At 73.3% G+C, this 17,303-nt stretch carries 16 protein-coding genes; 12 read left to right on the forward strand and 4 right to left on the reverse strand.

The window, feature by feature from the left end:
• Positions 1 to 14: 14 nt before the first annotated feature.
• Positions 15 to 1,187, reverse strand: a complete 1,173-nt coding sequence (locus tag AC6EXY_RS24235; protein ID WP_499816515.1) for an LLM class flavin-dependent oxidoreductase — start codon at positions 1,185 to 1,187, stop codon at positions 15 to 17.
• A gap of 158 nt (positions 1,188 to 1,345) precedes the next feature.
• Here AC6EXY_RS24235 and AC6EXY_RS24240 point away from each other — a divergent pair, with 158 nt between their 5' ends.
• Both AC6EXY_RS24240 and AC6EXY_RS24245 read left to right on the forward strand, forming a co-directional pair.
• The gene (locus AC6EXY_RS24240; protein ID WP_499816516.1) at positions 1,346 to 1,993 is read left to right on the forward strand and encodes a flavin reductase family protein; all 648 of its coding nucleotides are present in this window, start codon (positions 1,346 to 1,348) and stop codon (positions 1,991 to 1,993) included.
• An 81-nt stretch (positions 1,994 to 2,074) separates the two neighbouring features.
• Positions 2,075 to 3,913: a hypothetical protein gene (locus tag AC6EXY_RS24245; RefSeq protein ID WP_499816517.1), complete on the forward strand. Its 1,839-nt coding sequence runs from the start codon at positions 2,075 to 2,077 to the stop codon at positions 3,911 to 3,913.
• 107 nt (positions 3,914 to 4,020) lie between these two features.
• Here AC6EXY_RS24245 and AC6EXY_RS24250 read toward each other — a convergent pair whose 3' ends face one another.
• On the reverse strand, positions 4,021 to 4,371 hold the full coding sequence (locus AC6EXY_RS24250; RefSeq protein WP_499816518.1) for a hypothetical protein: 351 nt from the start codon (positions 4,369 to 4,371) through the stop codon (positions 4,021 to 4,023).
• Positions 4,372 to 4,883: 512 nt separating this feature from the next.
• On the opposite strand from AC6EXY_RS24250, the gene AC6EXY_RS24255 reads away from it, so the two are divergent.
• Together AC6EXY_RS24255 and AC6EXY_RS24260 are read left to right on the forward strand one after the other, a co-directional pair.
• Entirely contained in the window at positions 4,884 to 5,108 is a 225-nt protein-coding gene (locus AC6EXY_RS24255) for a hypothetical protein (RefSeq protein ID WP_101833505.1), read from the forward strand.
• A gap of 72 nt (positions 5,109 to 5,180) precedes the next feature.
• A complete protein-coding gene (locus tag AC6EXY_RS24260; protein WP_101833504.1) occupies positions 5,181 to 5,465 on the forward strand; it encodes a hypothetical protein in 285 nt (94 codons plus the stop codon).
• 543 nt (positions 5,466 to 6,008) lie between these two features.
• Here the strand turns inward: AC6EXY_RS24260 and AC6EXY_RS24265 are convergent.
• Together AC6EXY_RS24265 and AC6EXY_RS24270 are read right to left on the reverse strand one after the other, a co-directional pair.
• Positions 6,009 to 6,413, reverse strand: coding sequence for a PPOX class F420-dependent oxidoreductase (locus AC6EXY_RS24265; protein WP_243407870.1), 405 nt, complete (start codon positions 6,411 to 6,413; stop codon positions 6,009 to 6,011).
• Between the two features lie 109 nt (positions 6,414 to 6,522).
• Positions 6,523 to 8,496 (reverse strand): serine/threonine-protein kinase, encoded by a 1,974-nt coding sequence (locus AC6EXY_RS24270; protein ID WP_499816519.1) that lies wholly within the window; start codon positions 8,494 to 8,496, stop codon positions 6,523 to 6,525.
• Between the two features lie 539 nt (positions 8,497 to 9,035).
• Between AC6EXY_RS24270 and AC6EXY_RS24275 the strand changes: the two genes are divergently transcribed.
• From AC6EXY_RS24275 to AC6EXY_RS24310, 8 genes are all read left to right on the forward strand, one after another.
• Entirely contained in the window at positions 9,036 to 9,506 is a 471-nt protein-coding gene (locus AC6EXY_RS24275) for an ATP-binding cassette domain-containing protein (protein ID WP_165818499.1), read from the forward strand.
• A complete protein-coding gene (locus AC6EXY_RS24280) occupies positions 9,503 to 10,525 on the forward strand; it encodes an ABC transporter substrate-binding protein (protein ID WP_165818500.1) in 1,023 nt (340 codons plus the stop codon). Before AC6EXY_RS24275 ends, AC6EXY_RS24280 begins: the two co-directional genes overlap by 4 nt.
• 255 nt (positions 10,526 to 10,780) lie before the next feature.
• A complete protein-coding gene (locus tag AC6EXY_RS24285) occupies positions 10,781 to 12,019 on the forward strand; it encodes a CaiB/BaiF CoA transferase family protein (RefSeq protein ID WP_499816520.1) in 1,239 nt (412 codons plus the stop codon).
• Positions 12,020 to 12,081: 62 nt separating this feature from the next.
• Positions 12,082 to 13,281 (forward strand): cation diffusion facilitator family transporter, encoded by a 1,200-nt coding sequence (locus tag AC6EXY_RS24290; RefSeq protein WP_499816521.1) that lies wholly within the window; start codon positions 12,082 to 12,084, stop codon positions 13,279 to 13,281.
• A 134-nt stretch (positions 13,282 to 13,415) separates the two neighbouring features.
• Positions 13,416 to 13,868, forward strand: a complete 453-nt coding sequence (locus tag AC6EXY_RS24295; RefSeq protein ID WP_499816522.1) for a deaminase — start codon at positions 13,416 to 13,418, stop codon at positions 13,866 to 13,868.
• Between the two features lie 191 nt (positions 13,869 to 14,059).
• The gene (locus AC6EXY_RS24300; protein WP_499816523.1) at positions 14,060 to 15,196 is read left to right on the forward strand and encodes a hypothetical protein; all 1,137 of its coding nucleotides are present in this window, start codon (positions 14,060 to 14,062) and stop codon (positions 15,194 to 15,196) included.
• Positions 15,197 to 15,297: 101 nt separating this feature from the next.
• Positions 15,298 to 15,960 (forward strand): response regulator transcription factor, encoded by a 663-nt coding sequence (locus tag AC6EXY_RS24305; protein WP_499816524.1) that lies wholly within the window; start codon positions 15,298 to 15,300, stop codon positions 15,958 to 15,960.
• Positions 15,953 to 17,116 (forward strand): sensor histidine kinase, encoded by a 1,164-nt coding sequence (locus AC6EXY_RS24310; RefSeq protein ID WP_499816525.1) that lies wholly within the window; start codon positions 15,953 to 15,955, stop codon positions 17,114 to 17,116. Before AC6EXY_RS24305 ends, AC6EXY_RS24310 begins: the two co-directional genes overlap by 8 nt.
• The last annotated feature ends 187 nt before the right edge of the window (positions 17,117 to 17,303 follow it).

The following is a 17,303-nucleotide window of genomic DNA, read 5'->3' on the forward strand; positions in this document are numbered from 1 at the left end:
AGCAGTCCGTGGGATCATGATCCCACGGTGCCGGCCGCCGCGGCCGCCCGCTCGGAGTCGAAGCGTGCCTGCGCCGCGGCCTGGGCAGCCATGGTCATCTTCGCGCCCGCCCCGCCGCTGGTCACGGTCTCGTCGTAGCCGCGCTGCCGGCGCGCCTTCGACCCGTTGAACTCGGGCATGACCCGCTCGGCGATGAGCTCGAAGCTGCGGATACTCGGCCCGATGGCGGCCCACTCGCCGTGGAGGACCAGCAGCTTCCCGAATCCGCCGGACTTCTCCTGCATACGCCGGATCTGCTCGACGGCCATCTCCGGGGTCCCGATGACCCCGAACCCGCTCGTGTTGATGCCGTCGATGAGGACGTCCACGTCGTCAACCTCCTGCATGCCGGGGCTGACGTGAGAGAGGTAGTTCATCAGGTACAGCAGGCCGTGACGGGCGTTCTCGCGGGCCTTCGCCTCGGTCTCGGCGATGTGCATCGGGCAGGTGAGCCGCCAGTGGCGACGGTCCACGACCTGGCCGTTCTCGGCGGCGATCTCCTCGGCGATGCCCCAGTGCTGGCGTAGCACGGCGGCGCCGGCCGGGTCGGTGGCGGCGAGGGAGAGCAGACCCGCGCCGTGGCGACCGGCGAGCTTCGGGCCGTTCGGCGACACCGTGGCCGTCACCGCGGTGTGGATCGTCGAATAGGGGGCGACCTGCAGGTAGGCGCCGTTCAGGTCATACCAGTCGGTCTTCTCGCTGACGGTCTCGCCGCGCAGCAGCCGGGTGATGACGTCGAGCGACTGCTCCATCTTGCGGCGGTTCTCCAGCGGATCGATGCCGAGGTAACGGGCGTCCTCGGCCAGCTGTCCCGGGCCCGCGCCGAACATCAGCCGGCCGCGGCTGAGGTGGTCGAGCAGTACCAGGCGGTCCGCCAGCAGGAACGGGTTGTGGTAGGGCAGGGACATCACCCCGAGACCCAGCCGGATGCGCGAGGTGCGCTGCGAGGCGGCGGCGAGGAAGATCATCGGGTCGGCGACGATCTCGACGCCGCCCGAGTGGTGCTCGCCCATCCAGAACTCGGAGAATCCGAGGCGGTCCATCGCCACCGCCAGGTCGAGGTCCTGGTGGAGGGCGGCGTTGGTGTCGGTGTCGACCCGGTGCCACGGCGCGAGGAACGCGCCGAACTCTAGCGGGATCTGGTCCATGTGAGGTTCTCCGACCACGAGGGTTTCCGGGCGCTCCGCCCGAATCCTCACTGACGGTAGGAAAGGTGACGTGCGCCTCTCTGTCGCAATCCGCGACATGGTGCAGGTCACGTTTCGTGTTGTTGTGGAGCCAGCCCCGCCGAGGAGAGGACGCACCGATGCACGGCTTCACGACCGACTCCCGCCGGGAGGACACCGCGGTGCCCGACACGATCACCGCCAGGGAGCCGCTCGATGACCACGTGCCGACCTGGCGTCCGCTGGTGGCACGTCACCTGCCCGAGCCGTCCGTCAGCGCCGCGGAGTTCAAGGCCGCGTTCCGCAACCACCCCGCCGGGGTCGCGTTCATCACGGCCGACCCCGGGGACGGCCCGGTGGGGATGACGGCGACGTCGGTCTTCTCGGTCAGCGCCGAACCCGCGCTGCTGGTCTTCTCGGCGTCGGGCGCGTCCTCGGCGACGCCGGGCATCCTCGGTTCCGCCACCGTCGTCGTGCATCTGCTCGGCGCGGGCCAGCTTGACCTCGCGCAACTCGGCGCGACCAGCGGCGTCGACCGCTTCGCCGACACCTCCCGGTGGGCCCGCCTCGACACCGGCGAGCCCTACTTCCCGGACGCGCACGCCTGGATCCTCGGCCGCATCGTGAACCGGATGTCGGCGGGCGACTCGACGGTCGTCGTCGTGCAGGCGCTGCGGACCAGCGCCCCGCCGGCCGGCGACCCGGCGGCCGACGCCGCGTCGTCCGAGCCGCTCGTCTACCACAACCGCACCTGGCATCGTCTCGGCGACCACTCCCGGGTGGTCTGACCGGATCAGTCCGGAGCCGATCAGTCCGGAGCGTGCCGGTCCTGGTGCGCGACGCAGCGGTTGTGTGGGGGAATTAGGTGCATGCCCACCGAATCGGACGCCGGTCAGCGGCGGCGGGAGAGCGTGCGCGCCGGGCTGCGGCTGGCGGACCGGCTGTGCCGCGCGGCGGACCTCGCCCCGCCGGCCTGGCGTCATCCCGTGCCGGCACCCGACCTGCTGGCCTGGCTGCGGCGGCTGCTTGACGCGCGGCTGCACACCCCGGCCGCCGAGCGGGCGCTCGCCGGCTGGCTGGGGGCGGACGTGTTCGGTCTGTGCCGCCTGCCGGCACCGCCGCTGTTCCTCGCCGGTGTCGATCTCGCGGCGCTGCCGCCCGCGCACGTCGGTCCGCTGCTGCGCCGGCTGAGTCTCACCCGAGCCGCGCCCACCGCCGAGGAGCTCACCCCGGCGGCACTTGACGCCGACGCGGCGACGGTGTTCCGCGCCCGCCGCCCCGCGTCGTCGCGGAACTGGGCCCAGGCCGCCGCCACCGCGCCGCAGACCACACCGCCGGACCCGCAGCTGGAGCCGGACCCGCAGGCGAGTCCCGGGCCCGCCTCGGCGCCCGCGCTGCCGGAGACGGCGGAGATCCCGTTCGTGGTGCACGGCATCTGGGTCGGCCAGCCGATGCCGGAGGTCACGAAGTTCCGGGACCATTACGCCGCCGCCGTGCGCCGTTTCCCTGAAGCGACCGTCGTGCTGTGGACGGACATCCCCCGTGCGCGTGCCGCCGCCGTGCTCGCGGATCCCGACGCGCCGCCGCCCGGCGTCGACGACCCGCTCGGCGATGCCCGCCAGGTCGTCCTGTGGGCGCGAGACACCGGGGTGGCCCTGGTCAACGTGCACGAGGTCTTCCACGCTGGGCATCCGCTCTACCTGCACCCGCAGTACGTGCTGGAGATGACCAAGCAGCGCCCCCGCGGCTACACCAGCGCCACCGATCATCTGCGCGTCGAGCTCGTCCACACCTTCGGCGGCCTCTACATCGACGGCGACATCCGCTTCGACGCCGGCCCTGACGCCGGCCCCGATCCCTCCGGCCTGGCGCCCGCGTCGCTGCCGGAGCTGTTCGCGGCGGTCGCGGCGTCAACCGTCGGGTTCACGCTGAACGTGCTGCCGAACGGCGTCAGCAACGACGTGATCCTCGGCCCCGCCCGCCATCCGGCGCTGCGGCTGTGGATGGAATGCGCGCGCGTCAACTACTTCCGGCACCAGCGGGTCATCGCCGGTGGTTTCGAGGCGATGACCCGGCCCTATGTCGGCCAGTCCCACCACGGACTGCGCCACCTCGCCCCGCACCGCACCGGACGGGTCCACCACCACGCCCTCGACCTGCTCGGCATCACCCGCGACGACCTCGTGCCCACCGCCGGCGCCGTCGTGCCCGCCAACGAGGTCACCTGGGTGCCCCGGAGCAAGGAGTACGCCGACATCCGGCTCACCGGCGACAGCTTCATCCCCGTCGAGGGCCGCCCCGCGGGCCGCGACGAGGTGCTCGAACGCGTGATGGGCCTCGCGACCTTCCTGATCTGGCAGCTCGTGGCCCGGGAGGGCAACCTCTACCTGTCCGCGGTGGAGCCGGTCGTCGCCGCGCTGCCGGATCCGGACGCGGTGTGGATCGGGCTGCTGCGCTTCCTGGCGTCCGTCGCGCCGGTCCGCACGGCCGTCACCTCGATCACCGCGCAGCGGGTCGGGGAGAACGGCGCCGCCGAGCACCTGTGGCTCCCTCCCGAGGCGGAGGCCCTGCTGGACCGGACGGCGAGCCCGCCCACCTGGTTCGGCCGCGACCCCGCCGCCCCCGACACCCCCGTCTGGCTCCTCGACGAGGTCGTCGCCCCCGCCGCCCTGCGCACCCCGCCCGACGCCGCCCGCGACGTCCGGTAGATCCCCGACAACCAGCTCGTGGAATGACCGGATCGGCGGCGATGCCACGAGGGCGCCCGGCGAACTGCTCCGGACGCCCTCGCGAGGATCAGGTCAACGCGTCCCGGTCAGGGCACGTATGCGTAGAAGCTGGGACCCGAAATCGTGACGATGACCAGACCGACCGACCCGTTGTAGATGGTCGAGCCGATGTAGGCGCCATTACCCTTGTGCACGTTCACTTGCTCGTTGACCGAGCCACCGAGATTCGTGGTATGGCAGGTGCCGGCCGGGATGATGTACGTGGAGAATCCTCCCCGGCCAGGGAACTCCGCGTACGAGTCGAACCCGCCGTTGGAACACAGCGTGAGCTTCCCCGGAGTGGAGGCGGAGGCCGCCGTGGCCGGCAGGACCAGGGCGACGAGCAGCCCCAGGATCGCGAGGACGACACTGCGGCGCAGCGAGAAGATCTTCCGCATTCTTCGAACGTCTCCTTGTTGTCGGCACTGCCGTGCGAACCCCCGCAAAGCCCGCACGTCCGCCGACGCCCCCACCGTTCACTCCCGCCCCACCTGGGTTACACGCGGGGCGGGGCTGGCGAGCCGCAGAAGGTCGAGCGCGCGTTTGAGCTGGCGGTCATGGAAGAGGCCCTGCTGGACCTGCCCGGCCTGTGAGTCACGTCGACACCGGCGCTGCGAGCCCGCCTGGACGCGCTTCTCGCCAGGGGCGCGGCGGGGACAGCTGCGCTCTGGCCCGATGCCGCACGCCCGTAGCCGGCGGCGGCGTGACGGCACGCAGGACAGGACATACGTCCACCCTCGCGTACGGGACGTCTGAGATGATCCGACGGCAACGGCACGGATTGCTACGGAAGGTCACGATGACCATCGCAGTCGGGTCAGGGCCCATGCCGAGGTTAGGTGACTGCGCTATCGTTGCCGTGTCTGGCTAGCACGGGTTGGCGCGGGCACGACGATCGAGAGGGGTACTGGTGAGCGAGCCGCACGACCTGCCCCTGCGCGAAATCAGGGTGCTCGACCCCGACGAGGAACTGGGCGGCGTCGAGATCGTCGACGAAGACCCGCCCGAGGGATGGGTGCGCGCGGCCGAGGCTGGTCTAGCGGACTACCGCGCCGGACGAAGCGTCGTGTGTGACGAGGAGACCTTCACGCGCTTGCTGTCTGGGATGCCCTATGACCAGGCCGAGGCGGGCTGACCCCGAGGCTATCCACAGGACGGCATGGGCAGCGTGGTCATTGATCCGTCACCCACAGTATAATCTGACGGTGTGCCCACCTACGAGCCTGACGCCGCGTTCTGGGCGGACTGGCGGCGTCTGCGCCCCGAGCAACGCGCGGCGTTCATTCGGGCTCGCACCCTGTTCCTCGCTGGACTGGAGACGGGAACCTTCCATCCCTCTCTGCGAATCAAGAGGTTCAACTCGCGGGGCATCTACGAGCTGAGCTGGGGACCGGATGGGCGCGCGCTGTGGGCGTATGGCACGCCGCCGGAGGGGCATACCGGTCCGCATATCGTGTGGATCCGAGTCGGCACCCACAAGATCTTCGACTGAGACAGGCCCCGCCGGGCCGCTTGGGCGCGCGGCAGCGCCGTGGTGGGCTCGGGACATATCGCGTACCCGTCTGCAGCGCGGCGCTGCCGCGCTGGTGGAGCTGGACCGGGCGTCGTTCGCCGAGGTCGTGCGCGCCGCGCGTCACCGCTGGGACGCAGCCGGCCCCGTGGCCGCGGTCGCCGCACAGGTGCGAGTCCGTGGACTGACGCCGGGGCGAGACCTGCCCGCCCGCGTCCGGAACGCGCTCACGGACGGACGTCGTCGCCCTCCGCCGACCTCGAACGTTGCTCGCGCGCCTGGTCCGACAGCAGGGCTGGACAGTCGAGGAGTTCCGCCGCCGCTACGCGGCCACCGCCCACGCCCTCAACGCCCGCGCCGCCACCGTGCCAGGAAGGACTACCGAGATGTCCTGTATTACTCGGGTGACTACTGATCTTTTTGATTGCGTGATCCGCCGGCGGGGGTGATCGTGAAAGTGGGAATCTGCGAGCCGAACGAGGCTCTGCGGCGCGAGATTCGAAAGAACCAGGAAGTATGGAAGGCTCAGCGCCTGCCGATGGCGGTGGGGCGGACGGCGAGGATGACGCGGTCGGCGGCGTCCGTCGGGTGGCTCGGGCCGAACGGGCCGCTGTAACGCTTGTTCAGCCGGACGAAGAAGGCGCCGGTGGGATCCGGGTCGACACGCTCGACGACTCCGCGCACCTCGACATACCGGTACGGGTCGGTGGGATCGATGATGGAGATCGCGACCGCCGGGTTCGCCGTGATGTTCCGGAACTTGCGGCGGAAGTTCGTGTGGGTGAAGCGGATGAACTCGCCGTCCCATTCGAACCACATCGGATTGACCTGCGGGCTGCCGTCCTCGCGGACGGTCGCGAGGTTCGCGAACAGTGGACGTTCCAGCAGGTCGCGAAGCTCGTCGGGAACGATGCCGCCGGTGGTCGTCAAAGAACATCCTTTCGGCTCGGATCGGTGGACCAGTTGCGGATCCGGTCGGCGGGGCGCGCCGGGACGAGGTGGCGCCGCGAACGCTTCAACTGAGCAGCGGGAGATGGCGTCACCATCGGCCACCGCGGCCGAACGTGTGCGGAGGCCGGGCGTAGTCGCCGGGCGGGGGGACGGTGGGGGAGGGGCGGGGAACGGCGCCGAGGGCGGTGGCGACCTCGCGGGCGGGATGGCCGCGCAGGAGGCCGATGTCCAGGAGCACGTCGCAGCCGAGCAGGGAGTTGTGCCAGCCGGCCCGGTAGCGGCCGCGCGGGCGCCGGCGGGCGCGGCGGCCGTAGGAGGCGACCCAGGTGGTGCCCGGTGTGGCCGGCCAGACGGCGAGCGCCTGGTGGCGGCCGATGCAGATCACGTCGGCGCGGGCGACATAGGGCCAGCCGATGTCGTAGGAGACGCCGCCGACCTCGGCGTGCAGACCGTGCGGGCTGATCGACAGGGCGGGGCGCCGGCGGGCGTAGCGCAGCCGCCACCGGGCCGCGGGCAGCAGGTACAGCGCGACGACGAGGAGCCCGCCGGCCCAGAAGCACCGGTTGAGGCGACTGGACGGCGCCATGGTGGCGTCGGCGGACACGGCATCGGAGATCAGCCCGGCCGCCGCGAAGGCCAGGACCAGGACGACGGCGAGCAGCGCGCCGCCAGTCGCCAGGAACCATCTCCATCGGCCGGGAAAGACCACCGGGCCGGGCGCCGTCGGTCGTGGCGCGCCGACGGGCGATCCCGCCGCCGGATCCGGGGTCCACTCGGGCGCGAACGGCGGTGGAGTCTGCGGCGGTGGCGTCGGAGGCGGAGGGTCCGGCGGCGGTGTTTTCGGTGGCGTCTGTGGCGGTGCCGGGAGGTCGGACGCCGGTGTCGAGGGGTCGGTGCCCAGGGCCGGCCCGCGGGCGGGCGTCGGCTGCGGTGCCCAGGTGGGAGGCGCGACGCGGGTGGGGGCGAGGGGCGGTCTGGGCGGTGCGGTCCGGCCAGGCGGAGTGAGGCGGGTGGGCGGTGCGTCCTCGGGTGCCGGCGGGGTCGGGCCGGGCGCTGGCACGGACGGCTGGCTGGGCGACGGACCCGGGAACGGGCTGGGCGACGGACCCGGGAACGGGCTGGGTGTCGGCGCCGGGAACGGGCTGGGTGTCGGGGGTGCGGCGGGGGTGGCGGAGCGTGGCGAGGCGGGGGTGGCGAGTTCGGCGGCGCGCTGGTCGAGCAGGCGGGTGACGGCGGACGGCCAGGTGGGGCCGGCGACCTGGACGCCGTCGGCGAACCAGCCGAGCAGTGCCTCGGGGCCGGGACGGTTGGCCGGGTCCTTCGCCAGGCAGGAACGCAGCGTGTCGTGCAACGACGGCGGGACGCCGGTCAGGTCGGGTTCGCCGTGCACGACGCGGAAGAGCACGGCGGCGGGAGCGCCCCGGCCGAACGGGCCGCGTCCCGTCGCGGCGAAGACCAGGACGGCGGCGGCGGCGAACACGTCCGCGGCGGGGCCGGCCTCCAGGCCGCCGGCCTGCTCGGGGGACATGTACGCGGCGGTGCCGACGATGTCGCCGGAGCGGGTGAGTTCGGTGTGGTCGGTGGCGCGGGCGATGCCGAAGTCGATCAGGCGCGGGCCGTCGGCGGCGAGCAGGACGTTGCTGGGCTTGAGGTCGCGGTGCACGATGCCGACCCGGTGCACGGCGATGATCGCCTCCAGGATCCCGGCGGCGAGGCGGCGCAGCACCGGCTCGGCGAACGGGCCGGCCTGGGCGACCGCCTCGTGCAGGGACGGCCCGGCGACGTACTGGGTGGCCAGCCAGGGGACGGGGGCGTTGGGGTCGGCGTCCACGACGGGCGCGGTGAACGCCCCGCTGACCAGGCGCGCGGCGGCGACCTCCCGGCGGAACCGGTCCCGGAAGGTGGCGTCGCCGGCCAGCTCCGCGCGGATCAGCTTGACGGCGAGCAGCCGCCCGGACGGCGAGTACGCCAGATACACCCGGCCCATCCCACCCTCGCCGAGGCGAGCCCGCAGGGCGTAGGGGCCGACGGCGGCGGGGTCCGACGCTTCAAGATCCAGCATGACGCCTCGGTTCGGGCGTGGGGAGGTGGGGACGGGTCGCGACCGTCATGGATGCGCTCCGTCCTGCCGGCGGCGGGCCGCGGTGGGATGAGCGGCGCGAAGCTGGTGTGCCTCCGCGCACACTAGTACAAGAAGGCCAGGAATGGCCACTTTGGGTGGTCGTGTGGCTGCGGTGGAGATCCGGTGGGTGAGCAGGTCGACGCCCGCCGTGAACCAGTCACGACGACGGATGGACGGGCCGGGTGACTCGGAAAAGGAATGGTGGAAAGGTGACCGAGCCGGCCGGAGCGGAATAAGGGGTCGTCGCGCCAGAGCCTCCGGGATGGCTGGCGAAAGGCCATCAAGTTTAGCTCCATCGAACTACTTTACCCGTCATCTTTTCGCCGGGTAATCTCCTCGCTCACCGCCTCTGCGGCCGCTTCGGCGCCATTTCCGCAGGTGAACCGGTGCCGGCGGCGGTGACAGGGAGAGAGGAACCGGGGATGCCAGGGGATGCGCCGTCCGGCCGGGGAGACGAAGCTGGGTTACACGTGTACGGCGTGTCCGTGGCGTTCGGCTCGCTCCGTGCGGTAAGCAACGCCACGTTCTCGGTCGGGCCGGGGGAGGTCGCCGGTCTCATCGGCCCGAACGGCGCCGGCAAGACCACGGTCTTCAACGCGATCTGCAACTTCGTTCGCGTCTCGTCGGGATCCGTCCGCTGGAATGGCCATGACGTGCTCGGCGTCCGACCGCACCATCTTCGTGACCTGGGCATCGTCCGCACCCAGCAGGGCCTCGGCCTGTGGCCGGAACTCACCCCCGCGCAGAACGTCGCGATCGGCGGCACAGGCACCCGCCAGGTGGGCTGGCCGAGTGCGATCCTGGGCCTGCCCGGGGCCGCGCGAGGCCGCGCCGACCGCCTCCGCCACGCGCGCACCCTGCTCGACGACTGGGGCGTCGGATCGTATGCGGACACCCCCTGCGGCGCGCTGCCCTACGGCGTCCCGGGCGCAGGATCCGGTTACTGGTGAAGGACGACCAGTACAACCCGACGAACACCGCGACCCTGACCCGTCAGCTCGTGCTGCGCGACAACGTGCTGGCCGTGTTCGCCTCGGTGGGGACGGCGACGTCGCAGGCGGTGCAGCCGTTCCTGAACAGCCGCAAGGTGCCGCAGCTGTTCGTCACCTCCGGCTGCACCTGCTTCTACGAGCCGGCGAAGAACCCGTGGTCCGTCGGCTGGCTGCCGCCGTTGCGGGCCGAGGGCGAGGCGCTCGCCACCTACGTGAAGCAGACCTATCCCACCGCCAAGGTCGGGTACCTCAGCCAGGCCGACAGCTACGGGATGGGCGGCGTGCAGGGCGCGGACCAGGTGCTCGACAGGGCGCGCGTCGTCTCCCGGCAGACCTACAGCGTGTCGTCGCTGCCCTCGGGGCTCGGCAACCAGGTCGCCGCCCTCAAGGCGGCCGGCGCCTCGGTGGTGATGCTGACCAGCATCGCGGCGGGGACGGCCGCGGCGCTGCTCGCCGCCGACCAGATCGGCTACCACCCCACCTGGGTCGTCTCCACCGGCGGCTCCAGCCCCAGCGGCCTCACCCCGCTGCTGGCGAAGGCCCCCGGCGGCGCCGCCGCCCACCTGCGCGGGGTGGTGACGGAGACGTTCATGCCCGCCGCCGGCGAGACCACCAGCCCGTGGAACGCCTTCTTCACCTCGATCCTCGCGAAGTACGGCCACGGCGTGGCGCTGACCACCGTCACCGAGCAGGCCATGGCCCAGGCGGTGATGATGGTCGACCTGCTCGACGCCGCCGGCCCGCATCCGACCCGGGAGAACCTGATCTCCACCCTGACGGCGAAGGCGAACTCCTTTGTCGGCCCCTGGCTGAGCCCGCCGCGGTACAGCGCGACGGACTACTCCGGCCTGACCGGGATGCGGATCGCCGTCAACGACGGGCACAACCTGTTCGGCACCGGCCCGATCTACACGGTCGACGCCGCCGGACGGGTGACCCAGCGCCCCTACCAGGCGCCCGCGCCACCGTCGGGCTGACCTGCCGGGCGCCGTCATCGTTATCAGGCGCGACACGGTGCCGCTCGCCCCGCACACGCTTCCCCTCGGTGGGAAGGCGGGGCGACGCCAGCGGCGGAACCACTCCTGGATCGCGACCGAACACGCCTTCCACGTCGGTCGCGGCGAATCCGTCGCGGCCGGCGGCGGAAACCGGCAGTGTGGGCAGGGTCCCGGCGACGGCGCTGACGCCGGGCGGCCCGCCGGCCGCCACCTCCCACGCCCCGAGGAGCCCAGATGACCGACCTGCCCGCGTTCGCGTCCGGGCCGCTGCCGTCCGGGCCGCTGCCGTCCGGGGCGCTGTCGGGTGTGCGGATCGTCGACACCTCCGGCGTGGCCGCCGGACCGTTCGGGACGATGCTGCTCGCCGACCTCGGCGCCGACGTCATCAAGGTCGAGCGGCCCGGCCGCGGCGACGACTCGCGCCGCCTCGACGTCAACTACCGCGGCGGCGAGAGCGGCTACTACCTCGGCATCAACAAGAACAAGCGGTCCATCGCGCTGGACCTGGCCGACCCGGACGACAGGGGTGTCCTCGACGGGCTGCTCGCCCGCGCCGACGTGTTCGTCGAGTCCTTCCGCCCGGGGCGGGCGGACAAACTCGGGCTCGGCTTCGACGCGGTCCACGCCCGCCATCCCGCGCTCGTCTACTGCTCGGTCAAGGGGTACGGCCGGGTCGGCCCGTCGGCGGCGCTGCCCGGCTACGACCTGCTCGCGCAGGCGGTCGGCGGGCTGATGGACATCACGGGCGAGGCCGACGGCCCCCCGGCGCGCTCCGGGGCGCCGGTCGCCGACCTCGCCACCGGCATCTACGCGGCGCTGGGGATCCTCGCCGCGCTGCGCCACGCCGAGCGCACCGGCGAGGGCCAGCACCTGACGGTGTCGCTCGTCGGGTCGGCGCTGTCGCTGCTGGCCCCCTACACGGTCAGCGCCGCGTTCGGCACGCCGTTTCGCCGCTGCGGCAGCGCGCACAGCACCATCGCCCCCTACCAGGCCTTCCAGGGACGCGACGAGGCGTACTTCATCGTCGCCGCCGCGAACGACTCGCTGTGGTCGCGGCTGTGCGTGGCCATCGGGCTGGACCCGGACCGGCTCGACCCGCGTTTCGCCAGCAACGAGGGCCGGGCCCGCCACCGTGGCGAGGGCGAGGCCACGCTGCAGGCGGTGTTCTCGACCCGCGACGCCGACCACTGGGTGGGCGTGATCCGGGCGGCGGGCGTGCCGACGTGCCGCGTCGAGACGCTCGGCGAGGCGCTGGCCTCCGAGGAGTGGCGGGCCAACGGCTACCTCGCCGACGTGGCGCATCCGACCGCGGGCGAGGTGCCGGTGGTCGTCGCCCCCCTGCAACTGTCGCGGACGCCGGTGACCGTCCGCTCGTATCCGCCGCGGCTCGACGAACACGGCACGCAGATCCGCGGCGAGGCCGCCGCCTCCTCCGCCTCGGCCTTCGACGCCGGCGGTGGTACGGCCGGGTAGGCCCCCGCCGCGCGGGCCCTGGCCGGTTTGGGACCCGGGGCCGCGCGGTGATGCACAGGGACATGCCCGCTGATCCCGCTGACGCGTCCCGCCCCCGTCCCGTCGACCCTGGGGCCCCCGAAGGCCCCGTCGTCCCCGAAGGCCCCGTCGCCGCGTCCCGCCCTCGCGTACCCGCTCCCACGAGCCCGCCGCCGTCCGCCGTCGAACCCCCCGCGGAGCCCGCCGTCGAAACCGCCGACCTGCCGGCGGAGGCACGCGAGGCTATCCCGCTGCAGCAGGATGGCGGTGCCGGCGCGGCCGAGAGCACGCTGACCGTGGCGATCGCCTTCCTCGCCAACCTGGTGATCGCCGCGGCGAAGTCGGTGGCGGCGATGCTGACCGGCTCCGCGTCGATGGTGGCGGAGGCGGCCCACTCCTGGGCGGACACCGGCAACGAGGTGTTCCTGGTGCTCGCCAACCGGCGCAGCCGCCGCCCGCCGGAGCCGGACCATCCGCAGGGCTTCGGGCGGGAGGCGTACGTGTGGGCGCTGTTCGCCGCGATGGGGCTGTTCGTCGCCGGCGGCGCGGTGTCGATCACCCACGGCGTGCAGGAGCTGCTCGCGGGGGAGTCCGGCGGCGAGTACCTGGTCGGCTACATCGTGCTCGCGGTGTCGTTCGTGCTGGAGGGCGTCTCGTTCCTGCAGTCCGCGCGCCAGGCCCGCCGCGAGGCCGCGTCGATGGACCGCGACGTCATCGAGCATGTCCTGCTCACCTCGGACCCGACGCTGCGCGCGGTGTTCGCCGAGGACTCGGCCGCCCTCGCCGGAGTGCTGCTCGCCGCCCTCGGCCTCGGGCTGCACCAGGCCACCGGGATCGCGGCGTTCGACGCGCTGGGATCGATCCTGGTGGGCGTGCTGCTCGGCGCGGTGGCGCTGGTGCTGATCGGGCGCAACCGGCGGTTCCTCGTCGGGCAGGAGGCCGACCCGCGGGTGCGGACGGCGACAATCCGCGCGCTGCTCGCGCTCCCGGACGTCGACCGGGTCACCCGGCTGCGCGTCGAGGTGGTGGGCCCGCGGATGGTGACCGTGGTCGGAGACGTCGATCTCGTCGGAGACGAGATCGAGCCGGACGTCGCGATCCGCCTGCGTGGCGTCGAGGCCGCCCTGACGGCGTCCCCGGCCGTCGTGCACGCGGTGCTGAGCCTGTCCGCCCCCGACGAGATCTCGCTGGGACCGGACGGTGACCCGCTGCCCGGCGACCGGGCCCACGAACCGGTGTCCTGACGGGCGGTCGCCGCCTCCGGACGGGCCGCTGCGGGATGGCAGACTCGAGGCCATGGCGACGCCACGTCACCGCGTCGCCTGCGCGACTGCCGGGGCCCGCGGTCACCGGACCCGCTGGGGGAAGGACGAGCGGCATGTCCCAGCTTGACGATCATCGGTGGATGGAGCGCGCGCTCGAGCTCGCCCGTCGCTGCCCGCCGGCCACCGGCGCGTACTCCGTCGGCGCCGTCCTCGTCGACGAGGACGGGCAGGAGATCGCGTCCGGATTCTCCCGCGAGGTCGACGCGGCGGTACACGCGGAGGAGTCCGCGCTCGCGAAACTGGCGCCCGGCGATCCCCGCCTGGCCACCGCGACGCTCTACAGCACCCTCGAACCGTGCTCCCAGCGCAGGTCCCGGCCCCGGCCCTGCGCCCGCCTGATCCTGGACGCCGGCATCGTCCGGGTCGTCATCGCCTGGCGCGAGCCCAGCCTCTTCGTGGCGGACTGCCAGGGCGTCGAGCTGCTCACCGCGGCCGGCGTCACCGTGGTGGAGCTGCCCGAGCTCGCCGCGCGGGCGCGGGCGGTGAACGCCCACCTGTCCGTCTGACGGTCCCTCGCGCCCTGTCCGGGCGGGTGAACCGCCAGGGCGTTCCCGGACGTGCTCGGTGCGCGGGGATAAACGGCGGAAAGGCGCACAGCATGCGGATGGGCCGGCGCCCGGTGCGTACCGAGTCCCCAGCACCATTACCGGCACGGCTCGCGGGCACGCACGCACCGGCTGGCCTGCAGGTGGTGTCCGTGCGTGCCGGGCTGTGGGTGCGCGCCGCCGGTGGGCCGACCGGTGCGGGCGACGGCCACGGCGATCCGCCAGCCGACGATCCGGCACCGCGCGCCCTGCCCGATCCGGGCGGTGCGATCACGGTGATCGTCGGTGCTGTCGGCGAACCGATGCCGGCGGCCGAGCCGCTTGCCGGGCTGCTGGCCTCGCTCGCTGTCGACGGCCACGGCGAGCCGATCGTGGTCTGCCACGGCGACGAGCCCACCGACGACCCGCAGGGGCTCGCCCGCCGCCTCGCGGACCGCGCGGGCCGACCGGTGATGGCCCAGCACGGTCTGCTGCTCGCCGGACAGGACGGCGTGGCCAGGGTCACCGCGGTGGACCGTGTCCGCGGCGAAGGATGGCATCCGCTGGCCGAGCGCGTCGTCCACCCACCCGGCGGGCCGGCGCGCCTCGTGCGCTGGCAGGCGCCCGTGTCCGGCCTGCCCGACCTTGGCGGCGGCCGGTATGACCTCGGCGGCGGCTGGTCGCTGCGGGTCGTCCCCAGCGGACTCGTGCTGCGCGCCGCCGACACCGCCGGTTCCGACACCGCCGGTTCCGACACCGCCGGGACCGACACCGCCGGGACCGCTGGGCACGAGGCTGACCGCGTCGCGGACGTGACCCCGCATGACCCCGCCCGGTTCGACCTGTTTCTCGGCGCCGCGCCGCAGCTGCTACCGGCTGGCGTGCTCGCGCTGGTGGGCCGGCTCGCCGACGCCCTGCCCGCCGCGTTGCGGGCCCGGCTCACGGTGGTGCTGCCCGCCGGCGCGTCCGAGGAGTGGGCGCGGCGCGTCCACTGGGTCATCCCCGCGCCCCAGTGCATCCTTTCCCCGCCCCCGCCCCCGCCCCCGCCGGCAGCCGGCGCGTGGCATGAGGATGAACAGGAGATGACAGTTGGCGCGGCCGTCGTCCGTGATGATCCGGTCGACGGCGTGAATGATTCCGGCGGTCGGCCGGATGATGATCGAGGCATTTTTGCGTGGTCGGCCGGGGAAATGCCGGACGACCTGGAGAAACGCATTTCCGGCGAGGCTTCGGCGGTTCCGGCGACCCTGCTCGCGGTGACCGCCCAGGGCCGATTCGGCCTGGTTCATCCGCGTTCCGCCGCCTCCTGAGCGGCCCGGCCGAGCCTGCGCGGAAAGCGGGCGCGGCCTGCTTTGGCGTGCAACGATTGCGCCGTGAACGGATGGTGCGTCGGGTCGGTGGGCCGTCTCCCATGCGGGTAGCGGTCGCCGACGACGCCGCCCTGTTCCGTGAGGGCCTGGTGCTGCTGCTGTCGACCGCGGGCCATCAGGTCGTCGGCTGTGTCGGTGACGGTGACGCCCTGCTCGATCTGCTCGCCGTCGAACCCGTGGACGTCGTCGTCCTCGACATCCGGATGCCGCCGGGCCCGGAGGGCGGGCTGAGCACGGCGGCGCGGGTGCGCGACCGTCATCCCGGGATCGGCCTGCTGCTGCTGTCGCACTACGCCGAGACGCTCTATCTCCTGCGCTTTCTGGAGATCGGCACCGAACGGATCGGCTATCGGCTCAAGGAACGCATCGCCGGGGTGCGGGTGCTCACCGATACCCTCGACCGCATCGAGGCCGGCGAGATCGTCATCGAGCCGGTGCTGGCACGCCGTCTCGTCGAGCGGCCGGCCGTCGCCGGCGGGCCGCTTGCCTCCCTCAGCCCGCGCGAGTCGGAGGTGCTGCGCCTGATGGCGGAGGGGCGCTCCAACAACGGCATCGCCGCGGCGCTGTACGTGTCCGCCAAGTCGGTCGAGAAGTACAGCGCGAGCATCTTCGCCAAACTCGACCTGCCCGTGGACTCCACCGCGCATCACCGCCGTGTGCTGGCGGTCCTGCGCTACCTGGACGCCGTCCGCACCGGTGGCTGACCGCGGGATCGCATCGGTCGGCCACCAGCCGCAGGCGTCGGTGGCCACGGCGGCGGCGCGGCTTGCGCCGCCGGGTCCGGCCGCCTTCCGGCCACCGTGGCAGGTGTTGGCGCAGGACATCGCGGCGCTGCCGGCGTGGGCCACGTTCGGGCAGCGCGTGGCGCCGTTGCTGCGCAACCTGACCCTGGCGACCGGCACCGGGCAGGCACACCTGTGGCTGCCCGAGCCCGATCGCCCGGCGCCACCGACGGCGCCGCCAGCACCTCGGAGCCCGCTGGCCCGGGACGACCCGCCCGCCTGGCCGGGTGCACGGGCGATGATGCCGGTGCACGACGGCCAGCGGGAGATCGCCGTGCTGGTCGTCACCGACCGTCCGGGCGCGCCGCCGCCGGCTGTTCCCACCTCGGCACTGCGCGAGACCGCGGACATCGTGGCGCTGCTTCTGCACGAGGTCACGGCGCAGGAGACCCTTCGCGTCCGGGCGCGCCACGCCGAGGACCTGCAGGTGCGGGCGAGGCGCATCGAGGCGGATCTCGGCGCGGCCCTGGAGGCGGAGCGGCGCCGCCTGGCCACGTGGGTGCTGACCGGGGCCAACCGCCACCTGGCGGAGGTGGCGGAGCGCCGCCGGGACTTCGCCGCCGCCGTGCGCGACGACCCTTCCCGCGCCCCGGCGGCGCTGGGCGCGCTACGGTCGGCCGTCGACGATCTCCTCGACACCTTTCGGGCCGTGGTGCGGGGAGTGCATCCGTCGACACTGCGCGCGCGGGGCACCGCTGCCGCGCTGGGCGAACTGGCCGCTGCCCTGCCCCGGCGGATCCGCTGCACCGGCGATCTCGGGCGGCGGGTCGGCTGGGAGATCGAGTCCGGTGTCTACCACGCGGCGGCGGCGGCGCTCGCGGCGCTGCCGGCGTCCGCCGACGACGCGCTGCTCGTCCACTTCAGCCGGACCGCCGGCCGGCTCGCGGTGCGGGTCAGCGACCCGGCGGGCAGCGTGCCGCGGCTGCGGATCGCGCTCGCGGACGACGCCCGTCGGCTCGCGGCCCTCGGTGGCGGCCTGCACTGCCACCCGTCCCTCGCCGACATGGCGGTGATCGACATCTGGCTGCCGGAGAGCCTCACCGGCACCGACGACCCTGGCCCACCCCCGTCCGCCTGACCCCGCGCGGCCCGCGGGCCGGTGCGTCGCGGGATGGTGGGCTGGCCGTCCCGTCACAGGGGGTTGAATTCTGCTGCCGACTGGCCGCCGGTTAGCGCCAGTGAGCGCTGTATAATGGTGGGGTGAATCTCAAGGAGTGGGCTGCGGCGAACGGGGTCGGGTACTCGACCGCCCGTCAGTGGTTCCT

Source organism: Frankia sp. RB5 (assembly GCF_059816245.1).